This is a genomic window from Cnuella takakiae, from assembly GCF_001953305.1.
GTDB classification, from domain to species: Bacteria; Bacteroidota; Bacteroidia; order Chitinophagales; family Chitinophagaceae; genus Flavisolibacter; species Flavisolibacter takakiae.
Genome location: NZ_MTFE01000010.1, coordinates 2,513,716 through 2,526,804 on the forward strand (window position 1 = coordinate 2,513,716; position 13,089 = coordinate 2,526,804).

10 protein-coding genes are annotated in these 13,089 nt (G+C 51.5%); 4 read left to right on the forward strand and 6 right to left on the reverse strand.

Translation table 11 applies throughout. The features are described 5' to 3' along the window. On the reverse strand, window positions 1-1,997 hold a 1,997-nt coding region (locus BUE76_RS24760; RefSeq protein WP_073046200.1), incomplete at its 3' end, for a sensor histidine kinase. An 18-nt stretch (window positions 1,998-2,015) separates the two neighbouring features. Further along, complete coding sequence (locus tag BUE76_RS11035; protein ID WP_073046203.1) at window positions 2,016-2,678, reverse strand: response regulator transcription factor; 663 nt, start codon at window positions 2,676-2,678, stop codon at window positions 2,016-2,018. Window positions 2,679-2,939: 261 nt separating this feature from the next. Between BUE76_RS11035 and BUE76_RS11040 the strand changes: the two genes are divergently transcribed. Both BUE76_RS11040 and BUE76_RS11045 read left to right on the forward strand, forming a co-directional pair. After that, window positions 2,940-3,572 carry a response regulator transcription factor gene (locus BUE76_RS11040; RefSeq protein ID WP_073046205.1) on the forward strand — a complete coding sequence of 211 codons (633 nt, stop codon included), beginning with the start codon at window positions 2,940-2,942 and terminating at the stop codon, window positions 3,570-3,572. Window positions 3,573-3,724: 152 nt separating this feature from the next. Next, entirely contained in the window at window positions 3,725-5,047 is a 1,323-nt protein-coding gene (locus BUE76_RS11045) for a DEAD/DEAH box helicase (protein ID WP_073046208.1), read from the forward strand. A 310-nt stretch (window positions 5,048-5,357) separates the two neighbouring features. Here BUE76_RS11045 and BUE76_RS11050 read toward each other — a convergent pair whose 3' ends face one another. Then, the gene (locus tag BUE76_RS11050) at window positions 5,358-7,346 is read right to left on the reverse strand and encodes a sensor histidine kinase (protein ID WP_073046209.1); all 1,989 of its coding nucleotides are present in this window, start codon (window positions 7,344-7,346) and stop codon (window positions 5,358-5,360) included. Continuing rightward, window positions 7,343-8,077, reverse strand: coding sequence for a LuxR C-terminal-related transcriptional regulator (locus BUE76_RS11055; RefSeq protein WP_158069955.1), 735 nt, complete (start codon window positions 8,075-8,077; stop codon window positions 7,343-7,345). Before BUE76_RS11055 ends, BUE76_RS11050 begins: the two co-directional genes overlap by 4 nt. Window positions 8,078-8,350: 273 nt before the next feature. On the opposite strand from BUE76_RS11055, the gene BUE76_RS11060 reads away from it, so the two are divergent. After that, window positions 8,351-9,835 carry an aldehyde dehydrogenase (NADP(+)) gene (locus BUE76_RS11060; protein WP_073046421.1) on the forward strand — a complete coding sequence of 495 codons (1,485 nt, stop codon included), beginning with the start codon at window positions 8,351-8,353 and terminating at the stop codon, window positions 9,833-9,835. A 221-nt stretch (window positions 9,836-10,056) separates the two neighbouring features. Next, window positions 10,057-11,664 carry a bacillithiol biosynthesis cysteine-adding enzyme BshC gene (gene bshC / locus BUE76_RS11065; RefSeq protein ID WP_073046215.1) on the forward strand — a complete coding sequence of 536 codons (1,608 nt, stop codon included), beginning with the start codon at window positions 10,057-10,059 and terminating at the stop codon, window positions 11,662-11,664. Here the strand turns inward: bshC and BUE76_RS11070 are convergent. Together BUE76_RS11070 and purE are read right to left on the reverse strand one after the other, a co-directional pair. After that, the gene (locus tag BUE76_RS11070) at window positions 11,648-12,586 is read right to left on the reverse strand and encodes a DUF6929 family protein (protein WP_178371845.1); all 939 of its coding nucleotides are present in this window, start codon (window positions 12,584-12,586) and stop codon (window positions 11,648-11,650) included. The two genes, bshC and BUE76_RS11070, sit on opposite strands and share 17 nt — an antisense overlap. Next, a complete protein-coding gene (purE, locus tag BUE76_RS11075) occupies window positions 12,522-13,055 on the reverse strand; it encodes a 5-(carboxyamino)imidazole ribonucleotide mutase (RefSeq protein ID WP_073046220.1) in 534 nt (177 codons plus the stop codon). Before purE ends, BUE76_RS11070 begins: the two co-directional genes overlap by 65 nt. Window positions 13,056-13,089 lie beyond the last annotated feature (34 nt).

The window sequence follows — 13,089 nt, forward strand, 5'->3', positions numbered from 1 at the left end:
TAATTAAGGTGTTGCGGCAGCCTGCCTGCATGGACTATTTCTAATGCTCCAGGCAATACAAAGCTGAATTCGCTGCCCTGACCATTGTGGTGGTATTGTAAAATAATATCATGGTTGGCCAGGAACTCGCGGCAGATTTGCAACCCTAAACCCGACTGCAGGGTAGAGCCGTCTTTCAGGTTGCTGCGGTTTTTAAGCCAGGCATCCAGGTCGGGCTCCTGCAGGCCACTGCCCGAATCAAAAACCGTAATGCGGTATTGCGGCCGCGATGAATGAAGCACGGTACACCGGATGCCCACGGCAGTGTTGTTTTCAGAGGCTTTGATGGCATTGCTCAACAAGTTGCGCAAAACGGTTTCCAACTGGAAGGGATCTGCCTCCACCATTACTGATTCATCAATTAAAATAGCCATCTCCTGCTTGCGGCTGCTGATATTGGTGGCCAGCAACCCTGCCACATTGCGTACCAGCGACAGCAGGTGAATGGGCTGGGGAACAGTTTCAATGCGCTGCTGCTGGTGTTTCGACCAGGTAAGCAGGTTTTCGAGGGTACCTGCAATATGTTGGATATTGCTCTTGATATTGGCAAGCTTCTGCTGGGCTTTTTCTGGCGTTAAAATATTAAGGGATAAAAGGTCAAGCGCCGCGTTCAGGCTTACAAATGGCATGCGCAGATCGTGCGAAATGATAGCCAGCAACCGGGCTTTAAGGGCATCACTTTCCTCTACCCGCATCAGGGCCTGCTCAAGATCCTGTGTACGCTCCGATACTTGCAGTTCCAGGCTTTCTTTCTGGTGCTGCAGCAGGTTTACCAGCTTTGCCTGCAGTGCCACTTTTTCTTTTAAAACAAGGCTGGAGCGGTAACCCATACCTGCCGAAAGCAGGAGCATCTCCAGGCAGGTAAAAGCCAGCAGTATCTGTGGTATTTGCTTGAACGAAGGATCGATCACCTTCATCACCAGGAGGGAGTTGATCATTACGCTGAGGCTTACACTGGTCCAGCCGGCAATAAAGTAAAGGGTAGCTGTATCGCCCTTACGGTACACCAGAAGGGCAAACCACAGCATAAAGACAGGGCCCGCCAACCCCATGCCCAGCAGCAGGGCGTAAGAGAACTGAACATATCCCAACAAGTCTGCAACAATGGTGAGCAACGGAATACAAAAAGCAAGTTGGAAAACACGCAGGTACCATTGAGGTGCTTTGCTCCGGTCGAGGTAGTGCCAGGCAAAAAGCATCGCAAAAATGTAGGCAAGGGCGCCAAATATCACGCCAAAGCGGGTAACAAGTACCTGTCCGGCATTTCCCAAAAAATGACCATAACCGCGGAGGTAGAGAAAAGCATAACATACCAAAGCAATCAGGTAAAGCACATACCAGAAACGCTGTTTGCTTTTGGAGTAGAGTAGGCGAATGGACTGGTACAATGCCAACATCAGCACCATGCCCAACATTATAAGTTCAGGTGCGATTTGGCGCAGGATATAGTTATACCCATGAGGTGGTTTAACCAATACCAAAGGCATGATCAGTCTTTTGCTGGTACGGCCCCGCAACAATATCTGTTGCGTATTGCCATCGGTGATCAGCGGAAATATGAACTTAGTATTGGTGGGTACGCCCGGCAGGGTGGGCAGCAAACTTCCTGCTTGCAGGTGACGGGTGACGCCTTCAAACTGGTACCACAAATCAATGGAATCCACATTGGCATTGTCTACCACCAAAAAGGCAAGAGTTCCCGGTGGTCCCTCCAAACTGAACCGTGCATACACTGGGTTATTGCGGGTATTGAAAAACTCCTGGTAACGGCTTCCTTTTTTGAAAGGGTAATATCCCGGGTTGCCTAGTACCTGGGCAAGGTCAAGGTTAATATTTTCATCCGGCTCATACCAATAGGCCATGCCATTTATGGGGGTTGCGCTGGGCAGGCTATCCAGGTTGATGCGTTGTGCCTGTGTACAAAGGGGCAACAACAGGAGGAGCAAAAAATACTTCATAGGATGCGGTGGTGGCAATCAGGAAAACTGGAGGTGGCGGGACATCAGTTCGGCTTTGGAGCGGACACCCAATTTTAAAAAGATGTTTTGCAGGTGAAAGTTGACCGTAGCTGTTGAAACATGCAACTCCGCTGCGATGGTTTTATAATCGTAGCCTTTTACTACCCCCTGGTAAATTTCTTTTTCCCTTTTGGTGAGTTCGGCGTCGGGCACCATCCTAGCCGGTGCCGCATTAGCAAGGGTGGTCAGCTGCTGGTAAACCTTTTGACTGATGGCCGGAAATTTATTTTGCACCGAGTGGATCACCTGCCCCACAAGGTTGAGGATGGGATCGGTTTTGAGCAGGTAGCCATCGGCTCCTGCTTTCAGGGCTGCCTGTATGGTATTACGGTCTTCCAGCAGGGTGAGCATGATCAAGGAAGTACCGGGAGCGCACAGCATCCGGATGATGGAAATGCCCTCAACGCCATTCATACCGGCAAGGTTTACATCCAGCAATACACACTGGCATCGGGCAATATTGCGGGCGTGGTGGTCAACGGCATCCTCGATGCTGGTACTGTGAAAAAGCACTTCTACCTGCCACATTTCCTTCAGCAGCAATATCAGGCTTTCTGCAAAGTCTTCATTGTCTTCAATGATTCCGATCCCGATGGTGGGAAGCGGGGTATTCGTTTTCATGGGGCTTTAGTTAGGAAGTGGAAAACCTGCCTTGTTTGCTACAACAGGCAACGCTATGCGAAAATAACCCGCTTCGGTAAGTAAATCGGTAACTGCAGTTATCATCTTGAAATATTTGGGCAGCAAGAGCAATACTAATAATAGTAATAGGTATTTTCTTTGGGTTTGGCATTTAATTGCACACATAACCAAAACGAACGACAGCAAGGCGTACTGCTGAATATAGCATACTGCTGAAAGCACACCCATTGAAACAGACCCATGAAGCCAATCAAGATTGTAATAGCCGACGATCACAAATTTTTACGTTCCGCCTGGAAGATCATCCTGGAAAATGACCAGCTATTTGAAGTGACCGGGCTTGCCGGCACCGGCGAAGAAGCCGTTACTTTGGTGCTGCAAACCATGCCCGATATTATTTTGATGGATATGCTGATGCCGGTAATGGATGGTTTCAAAGCCACACGCATCATCCACAGCCTTGCGCCCAATGTGCGCATACTGGGTGTATCGGCCGAAGTAAACCCTGTGCAGGTGCGACAATTCCTGGATAGTGGTGCGCATGGTTATGTTTCCAAATATGCACGTGCCACCGAGCTTAAAGAAGCCCTGCTGGCAACAATTGAAGGCAAACGCTGGATCTGCCCGCATGTTACCGAACGGTTTATGAACGAACTGCCTTACGAGGATAATCACCCCCGGGTAAGGCCCCTGCTCACCCGCAAGGAAGCCGCCATTGCCCAGATGATGCAACAGGGTGCCGACAGGCGTACCATCACCCGCCTGCTCGACCTCTCCGACCACAGCCTCGAAGTACACCGCACCAACATTATCCGCAAGCTGGGTATCCGCAAAGATTCGATGCTGGCAACCGTGCTTCCCCAGCTCAATTAGTGCATAAAATATATCCTGCGTTATTTTGATCCCAGGTTGCAACCAATAAAAAGGCCGATCCTATTGTTTAGGATCGCCCTTTTTATTGGTTGCAACAGGAGCTGTTTACGGCCTTTTTGGCATCAGCCCTTTCAATTGGCTACCTTCGCGCCATGAATCAACAGTTGAAAGACGCCTTGCTGGCCAACCTGAAGATCAAAGAGCTGAACGAAATGCAGCAGGCTACCCTTGAGGCAGCCCGGGATCATGCCAACATGGTATTGTTGTCGGCAACCGGTTCGGGTAAAACCCTGGCTTTCCTGATACCCGTTTTGGAAAGCCTTGATAAAACTATAAAAGGTACACAGGCCCTGATCATCGTTCCCTCCAGGGAACTGGCCTTGCAGATAGAAGATGTGTTCCGTAAAATGGCCACCGGCTTCAAGGTTACCACCTGCTACGGCGGTCATAAGCGGGAGATCGAAGAAAACAACCTGCTGGAAGCTCCGGCCCTGATCATTGGCACACCGGGGCGCCTCACCGATCATATCCGCAGGGAAAATATCACTACCCAAACCATCCGTACGCTGGTGCTCGACGAGTTTGATAAATCGTTGGAACTGGGCTTCCTCGATGAGCTTTCTTTTATTGTAGGCGCCCTGCCCGCGGTTGAGCGGAGGATGCTTACCTCGGCCACTGAAGCGATAGAAATTCCCGAGTTCCTGGGCCTCACCGATGTTCACCGGCTGGACTTTCTGCCCACCAACGAGGAACAGGGCCCCCGCCTTGAGTTGTATTATGTAAACAGCGAGGAAAAGGACAAGGCTGATACGCTTTTCCAGTTTATCTGTACCACAGCAGGTCGTTCTACCATTGTGTTCTGCAACCACCGCGAGTCGGTGGAAAGGCTGAACCAGATGCTGCAGGAACGTGGGCTGACCACCACCTTTTACCATGGCTCAATGGAGCAAAGAGAAAGGGAAGTGGCCCTGGCTAAGTTTCGTAATGGCAGCATCAATACCCTTATTACAACCGACCTCGCAGCACGTGGGCTGGACATCCCGCATATCCGCTACATTGTACACTACCACCTGCCGGCCACCGAAGAGACCTTTACGCACCGCAACGGCCGTACAGCCCGTATGGAGGCAAGCGGCGCCGCAGTTCTGTTGCTGGGCCCCGGTGAGCGCCTGCCGGCCTACTTACAGGGAACCGCAACCGAAATGACCGTTGACCCAGAAGCAACTTTGCCTGAAAAACCCAAATGGACCACGCTCTTTATTGCCGCCGGTAAAAAAGACAAGGTAAACAAGGTAGATATCGTTGGCTTCTTTGCCCAGAAAGGCGATCTTAAAAAAGAAGATATCGGCGTTATTGAGGTGAAGGATTTCTTTTCCTTTGTTGCGCTTCGCCGCTCCCAGGTAAGCCATGTATTGCACCTGATCAAGGACCTGAAGATTAAAGGGAAGAAGGTGAAGATTGCAGTAGCGAAGTAAAGGTTCGGTTTTGGTTTTTTGTTGCTGGTTTTGCGCTTGGAACAACCTTTTGAAGTTAGGTTCAACATGCAAGAGGTCTTGTGGAGGTTTGCGTTCTCCAGGTGGCAGCACCACTTGGAATAACAGGATAGAAAACAGGGATCAAGTTGGTTTAGGCCAAAAAGTTGTTTCCCGATTTCAAAAAATAATCCGCTCAACTGGACAACGCTCCAACAACCCAAAACCAAAGCTTTATTCGATCGCTTGAGGCGTGCTTACCGCCATCCTTTCTTTCATTGGTACACTTGCATATCAGCACATGGGTAATACTTTATGCCATTGCCCCGCATTGTTTTTTGCTTAAATAGCTGGCGGGTGGGAGTGAAAAAGAAAAAATGGAAATCCCGTTTTCGCGGCGGTAATGCAAGCAACTGTGGTGGTTGGCCAAAAACTCACGGCATATCTGCAGCCCCAAACCATTGGAAATGCTATAAGACTTCAGGGGTTCTTTTGTTTGCAGCAGGGCATCAAGCGATTCGGCTTCAATACCTTTTCCTTCATCGGTGATGCTGATACAACAGGCCTTCGGGCTTGCAGCCTGGTAGCAAATAACAATGCGGCCCTGTGCCGGGCTTGCCTTTACCGCGTTGCTGAGCAGGTTGCGTAAAATGATCTCCAGTTGAAAATAGTCGGCTTCAACATAGGTGTCTTCTGGTACCTGCAGGCTTACGTATAGCTGCTTGTTCTGGATCATTTCCTGCAGCAGTCCCAGGCTGCCCGTCGTAACGGTATGCAGGGCCACCGGCTCGGTTTGGGTATTGATCTTTTGCTGCTGGCTTTTCGACCAGGTGAGCAGGTTTTCGAGGGTGATGGAAATCTGGCGGATGCTGCTGCTAATGTGCTGTACTTTTTGCTGCACCTTATTGGGTGGCAGTATCCCCATTTGCAGCAACTCGAGGGTGCCGTTGAGCGTTACAAAAGGCAGTCGCAGATCGTGCGAGATGATGCCCAGCAGCTTGGTTTTTACTTCGCTGGTTTGCTCCAGTTCGGTGATGGCCATACGCAGCGCTTCGGTTTGCAGGGCCACTTCCTGCTCCAGCCTTTTTTTCTGGCTCCTGGTAAGCCGGAGCATTTTCTGGCTGAGTTCCTCCTTTTGTTTATTGAGCAGTTTTACCCTGCCCGATAAATGGATATTCAAAAAAAGCAGTTCCAGGAAAAAGCCAAAACCAAGGGAGTAGTTCAACGAAACCCAGGTGAAATCTATCACATCGGCAAGGGCAAGGGTATAAGCCAGGTAGTTGATATTGGTAATGACGCTGCCCACGAAAAAAAAGCGCAACTGCTTTTCGCCCCTACGCCACCCATAGTATGCATATACCGACTGGAATGGCGGGACCACAATGGCTATCATGGTCACCGAATACGCAATGATTTGTTCCGGCAGCACCTTGGATGCCAGCAGCAAAAAGAACAGCAGGAACAACAGTACCCGCAGGGTATCGGTAAGCCGGGTACCTACCAGGCTGGCAGGCAGGTAATAACTGTTGAAGCCCAGGAAGGTAATCATGGATACGATACAGAGTTCATAGCCATGGGTATTGATCCATACTTTGAAATTTATCGGCAACAGGTTGGCATAACCGTACATGAAGAGGTAAATAAAAAGCAGCAGGGAGCAGATATAGCCCATATAAAGCAGCGAAGCCATGCGGCGATAGGCCAGCACCTGCAGCATATTGTACACCATCAGGGTAAGGAAAATGCCCACCACTGTAAGCTCGGTAAGGTAGCGGAGCAGGTTGTGGATCTCCAGGCCTCGTGCATCGGTAAGGAACATGGGAACCACCAGCAGGTTCTGGTGTTTGTACCGCACCAGCACCTCCTGCGTGCCGCCATCAGTAGGAATGTGGAAAGCATAATTGAAGGATGGATCCACACCCAATGCATCGTTTACGGCGGCTCCTGCTCTTTTTTGTACAATGCGTCCTTTATACTGGTACCACAGCTCGATGGTATCGATATAGGTATTTTCAACCAGTACGCTTACGGTTTTATCGGGTGCTTCATGCAGGCTGAAACGGGCAAAATAGGCCTTGTCGGTAAAGCCGAAATTCTCTACTTCGCGTTTAATGCCGGCAGCACAGCGATGGGTTGCCATGGACCATACCTCTTCCATGGAAGCGGTGCCGGTACTGTCAACATACCAGCAAGCTTTGTCGTTCAGGCTGATCAGTTCTTTGGATTGCACTGAAGTGCAAGGCGACTGGCCAAAGATGGAGGCAGACAGCAGCAAAAGCCAACATAGCCACCATGCCCTCATGGTTTTACCTGTTTGGCCACCAGCTCCAGGTGGCGGGCCAGTAGTTCGGCCCGGGAGCGTACCTCCATTTTTATAAAAATGTTCTTTAGATGAAAGTTCACGGTAGCACCGCTGATCTGGAGGTGAGCAGCCATTCTTTTATTATCCCAACCCTTCAGCAGCAGTTGATACAGATCCTGTTCCCTGTCTGTTAGCTGGGGCAATCTGGACTGCGCCGGTTTGTCTGCAGGTTGGTTGTACAGCAATCCTTCCAGTAATTGGTTGAATACGGGCCTGCTGATGGCTGGCGCCCCTACCCGCAGGCTGCTGAGAATATAATCCTGCAACACGTTCAGCGAATCGGCCTTGAGCAGGTAGCCCGCGGCACCTTCCCGGAAAGCATCCCGGATGGCTTCGCTTCCTTCGTGCAGGGTCAGCATCAGCACCTGGCAATGCTGGGGCAGATAGCGCTTAATCAGGGGAATGCCGCTGATGCCGTTCATACCATCGAGGTTGATGTCGAGTAGCAGGGCATGGCATTGCGCCATTTCCTTGTGGTGGTTATAAATGGCCAGTTCAATGGACGGACTGGTAAAAGCGATCCTGACCCCTTCATTCTGCGAAAGGATCAGCGCCAGGTTGTCGGCAAACTGCGGATCGTCTTCTATAATGCCCAGGACCATTTCGGGATGGTGCGGGAAGTTGTTTTGGTTGCGTGCCTGCATTTTGATATTCGGTACTAAGGGCGTCATCATCATTAGGGTGGGGATTGCTCGTAAATGGTAGCTGGCAGCGGGAGGGTTTCCATTCTATTAAATTGCTGCCTTGCCAGTGGGTTAAAAATATTTCACAGGGTTTACTTCCCGTGTAGAATAAGTTGCAATCATGCGAACATCGAACGGTTGGGTTGGCACCTGTTTACCAGCATAAAGGGTAGCCTCTAGGTGCCGGGTTTGTTTTTATTTTTCTTTTTGCTAACGCTAATCCATGCAGTTGCGCACCTGTTCTGGCCTTACTTTGCAGCCATGTTCCCCGACACCCAACTACCGGAAATCAATGCTGCCCTCGCTGCTTCAACAGCAGCCTTTGGCAGCTACCAGTTCTCCAGCCTGCAACAGCGGGCCAGCCTGCTGCGGGCCATTGCCCGTGAACTGGATGCCATCGGTCCCCAGATTATTGAAACCGCACAGGGCGAAACCAACCTCCAACGTGGCAGGCTGCTGGTAGAGTTCAGGCGCACCCTGTTTCAGCTGACTTCCTACGCCGATGCCTGCGAACAGGGCAACTGGCTGGATATACGCATCGACCAGCCCGACTCGGAGCGCCAGCCGCCAAAACCCGATGTGCGCAAAATGCTGGTACCGGTAGGACCTGTGGTGGTGTTTGGCGCTTCCAATTTTCCTTTTGCTTATTCTACTGCCGGTGGCGATACAGCCTGCGCCCTGGCTGCCGGCTGTACCGTGGTGGTAAAAGCGCACCCGGGGCACCCTGCCACCAGCCAACTGGCCGCCGATGCTATCCATCGTGCCCTTGCTGGCGAAGGACTGCCTGCAGGGGTGTTTCAACATGTTTACGGTGCCTCTTTCGAGGTGGGCAAACAACTGGTACTCCATCCGCAGGTAAAGTCGGTGGGTTTTACCGGCTCTTTTCAGGGTGGCCGTGCCCTGTTTGACCTGGCTGCCAGCCGCAAGGAGCCCATCCCGGTATTTGCGGAAATGGGCTCGGTTAACCCTGTATTTATGTTACCCGGAAAATTGGGTGCCGAAACTGAATGGGCGGTAAACCAACTGGCGGCATCCATCACCACCAGCGTCGGGCAGTTTTGTACCAATCCCGGTTTGGTGGTCGGCATTCAGGGACCGGCACTGGAAAATTTTATACAGGCACTGGGGCAGAAGCTCGCCGAGACCGAACCCGAGCCCATGCTTCACAGCGGCATCGCCCAAAGCTTCAGGCAAAAAAGGGCTGCTGTAATTGCCGGTGGCAAGATTACCCTGGCCGGTACCAACGAAACCGGGGGAGAAGGATTCAGCATTCCAACCTTGGCAACTACCAGTGGCGAAAACTTCCTGGCGCACCCGCACCTGCACGAAGAAATTTTTGGTCCTTACTCGCTGGTAGTGCAATGTAATGATGCCGCACAAATGGCTGCTGTGGCACAGGCGCTCGAAGGGCAACTTACCACCACCCTGATTGCTACTCCCGCCGAAGCTGCGGAGCATATAGAACTGGTACATATCCTGCAGGCCCGCTGTGGCCGGCTGGTGTTCAATGGCGTGCCCACGGGTGTGGAAGTATGCCTGGCTATGAACCATGGCGGTCCTTACCCTGCCACCACCGACAGCCGTTTTACGGCCGTTGGCGCCGATGGTATCCGCCGTTTTGCCCGGCCTTTTTGTTACCAGAACTGGCCCGACCACCTGCTGCCCACCGAACTGCAAAATGCTAATCCACTCGGGTTGTGGCGTACCGTAAATGGTGAGTTGACAAAGTCCGGAATAGGTGAATAGTAAATGGTGAGTAATGCGTTGTGATGGGTGAGTAGGAGTGGCTGTAATAATTCAGCTGCGCTAGTTCTGGCGCTCATTGCTTTCTATCGGAACGATTGCACGCCCTGCCATTGTTATTTTGCAAACGAGCGTAATCTCCTAATAAAATAATCACCAATCACTACTCACTATTCGCCATTCACCAATTCCCCTCATTCCCAAACCCTTCCCTACATTTGCGCATGCCATTTTCCGCATACACGCTGCCTTACGACCAAACCAACAGCTTTTCGCGTATCGTGCTCGATTATCTGCAGGGTGCAGCAGCCCTGAAACCTTTTTATGCCGCTCCGCCAACGCCGGAAGGATTGGCGCAGGTGCTGGCTGTACGGAGGCAGAAGCCGGTCAACCGCGAGGTACTGGCAACGGTACTGCAACAGCAGTATGCGGGCATGGAAACCCATGCATCTGTGGTACACAATATCGAAGCGCTGCAGGATGCCAACACCTTCACCGTTTGCACGGCACACCAGCCGAACCTTTTTACCGGCCCCCTTTATTTCCTGTACAAGATCCTGCATGCCATCAGGCTTGCAGCACAGCTGGAAGCAGCACATCCCGGAAGCCGCTTTGTGCCGGTTTACTATATGGGTAGCGAGGACGCCGACCTGGATGAACTGAATCATTTCTCGATACAGGGGAAACGTTATACCTGGCAAACGGATCAGAAAGGTGCCGTAGGCCGCATGGTTATCGATAATGCCATTCAGCAGTTGATCCATGAAGTGGAAGGCCAGCTGGCACCGTTTGAACAGGGAAAGGCAATTGCCGCAAGCCTGCGCCGCCATTTTGCCAAAGGCAACACCATACAGCAGGCCACTTTTGCGCTGGTAAATAAACTCTTTGGGTCCTTTGGATTGATCGTGCTGATCCCTGATAGCGCATCATTAAAGGCATTGATGTTGCCCGTTTTTGAACAGGAGCTTTTTGCACCCGTTTCCGGAACCCTGGTGGGCGATACTTCCGAAAGGCTGGCTGCACATTATAACGTACAGGCACACCCGAGGGAAATCAACCTGTTTTACCTGGAAGGCGATATCCGGGAAAGGATCATCCGGGAAGGCGATGATTTCCTTGTTAACAATACGGCTCTTCGGTTTTCTGCAGCTGAAATGAAGGTGCTGATACAGCAACACCCTGAGCGCCTAAGCCCCAATGTTATTCTCCGGGGATTGTTCCAGGAAACCATTCTGCCCAATATTGCCTTTATCGGCGGCGGTGGCGAGCTGGCCTACTGGCTGCAACTGAAAGATCTGTTTGAGCATTATGATGTTTCCTTCCCGGTGCTGGTATTGCGCAATTCCTTTTTGCTTTTAGAGGAAAAATGGCAGGAGCGTATCGACCGGCTGGGCTTTTCCGTTGGCGATTGTTTTCAGAAAACCGATAACCTGGTGAACCTGCTTGCCCGCAGGCAGGCCGAGCATCCGCTTACTTTGAATGGCAAGATGGAGCAGGCTGAAGCCCTGTTTGAAGCCATCCGCAGCCAGGCTTCTGCCATCGATCCTACTTTATCGGCACATGTGGCGGCACTGAAAGCTGCATCGCTGAAAAAGCTGAAGGTGCTGGAACAAAAAATGCTGCGTGCTGAAAAGCGCAAGCACGCCGACAGCCGACGTCAGATTGAAGCCATACGGCAGCAATTGTTTCCCGGTGACGGACTGCAGGAAAGGGTAGACAGCTTCCTGTATTACTATGCTGTTTATGGCCCGCAGCTGATAGCAGATTTATACCAGCATTCAGGTGCACTGGAGCAGCAGTTTACCATACTGCCGCTTAGCGGGGAAGCCTAGCCGAAACCCTGAACAGGTTTGTGGTGCCATTATCATTATCGGCGGCAAGTACCAGCACGACTTTCCTTTTACGGATGTGCATGGCCGTTACCGACTCAATCTTCATGGGGGCACCTGAATTTAATACCGGGTCTAGGGGCATCAGGGTATCAGCGGTAAGCGTTGTGCCTGCTGCCATCTGTTTTGTTGCATCCCGTATGAAGGCCAGGTAAGAAGGCCCGATATTCCCATCCCTTGTTGCTGTTGCCGCTACTTCTGTTGAAATGGTCAGGAGCAGCCAATCTTTTTTTGCCAGGTAAAACATCCCCGAAATGCCAACCACCTCCTTTGTTGCAGGCAGTTGAATGGTATAGGTGATCTCAGGCTTTGCTGGCAATACCTGCCGGTCCAGGTCATAGCTAAGCAGGTAATGACCCGGGGCTCCGCTATGTGCCCGGTTAGCCAGCAGGAGCTTATGGTTGATGACTTCCGCCCCTTCGATATTGGTGGCAGGCAGCCCTGTGGTAAAAGGCGCCAGGGTAAGCACGGTAGGGTGGGCACCACTACGGCCAATATCCAGGCGTACTACTTTATTACGGGTAGGGGAGGAAAAAGAAGGGAACAGCCACAGTGTGGTGCTGTTCCCCTGGGATATGATGGCTGCCGACTCCAGGTCGGGCTTTACGGCATATGGAATCCGTTGGCCGGAATAGTTGAATACTGCAACCTGTCTTTTTTCCTTCAGCTTTTTATTCAGCACCAGCAGGGTGGGAGCATCGTCGCCCATCACGTATAAAGATCCGCGATGCCATGCTATAGCCGAGGCTGAGGAGTATTGGGCAAAGCTTTTTTGTTGCAGCAGCTTCAGGGTTTGCGCATCAGCCTTGCTGGCCGTCAAAAGCATTGCGATAACCATGGCTTTGCAGGATAGCCACTTTTTCATGTACTTCATTTTTCAGTTGTTCCATGTAGGCTGCAATCCTGTTGCCAAGAGCTTCGTCGCCCACGCTGAGTATTTTGGCCGCAAGGATACCCGCATTTTTTGCCGCATTCAGCGCAACGGTAGCCACTGGTACGCCATTGGGCATTTGCAGGATGGAAAGAATAGAATCCCAGCCATCAATGGAATTGGAGCTTTTTACCGGTACGCCAATTACGGGCAGCGGCGTGATGGCTGCCACCATGCCGGGCAGGTGTGCGGCGCCGCCGGCACCTGCAATAACTACTTTCAAACCCCTTGTTCTTGCCTGTTCGGCATACTGCATCATGCGTTGCGGGGTGCGATGCGCCGATACTACCGTCAGTTCGTAAGCAATACCAAAGAATTCAAGAATTTCTGCCGCGGGTTTCATTACCGGCAGGTCGGAGTCGGAGCCCATGATGATGCCAACGAGGGGAGCTGTATTGTTCATCCAAAAGTTTTATGGTTGGTTGTTGGTTTGTGGT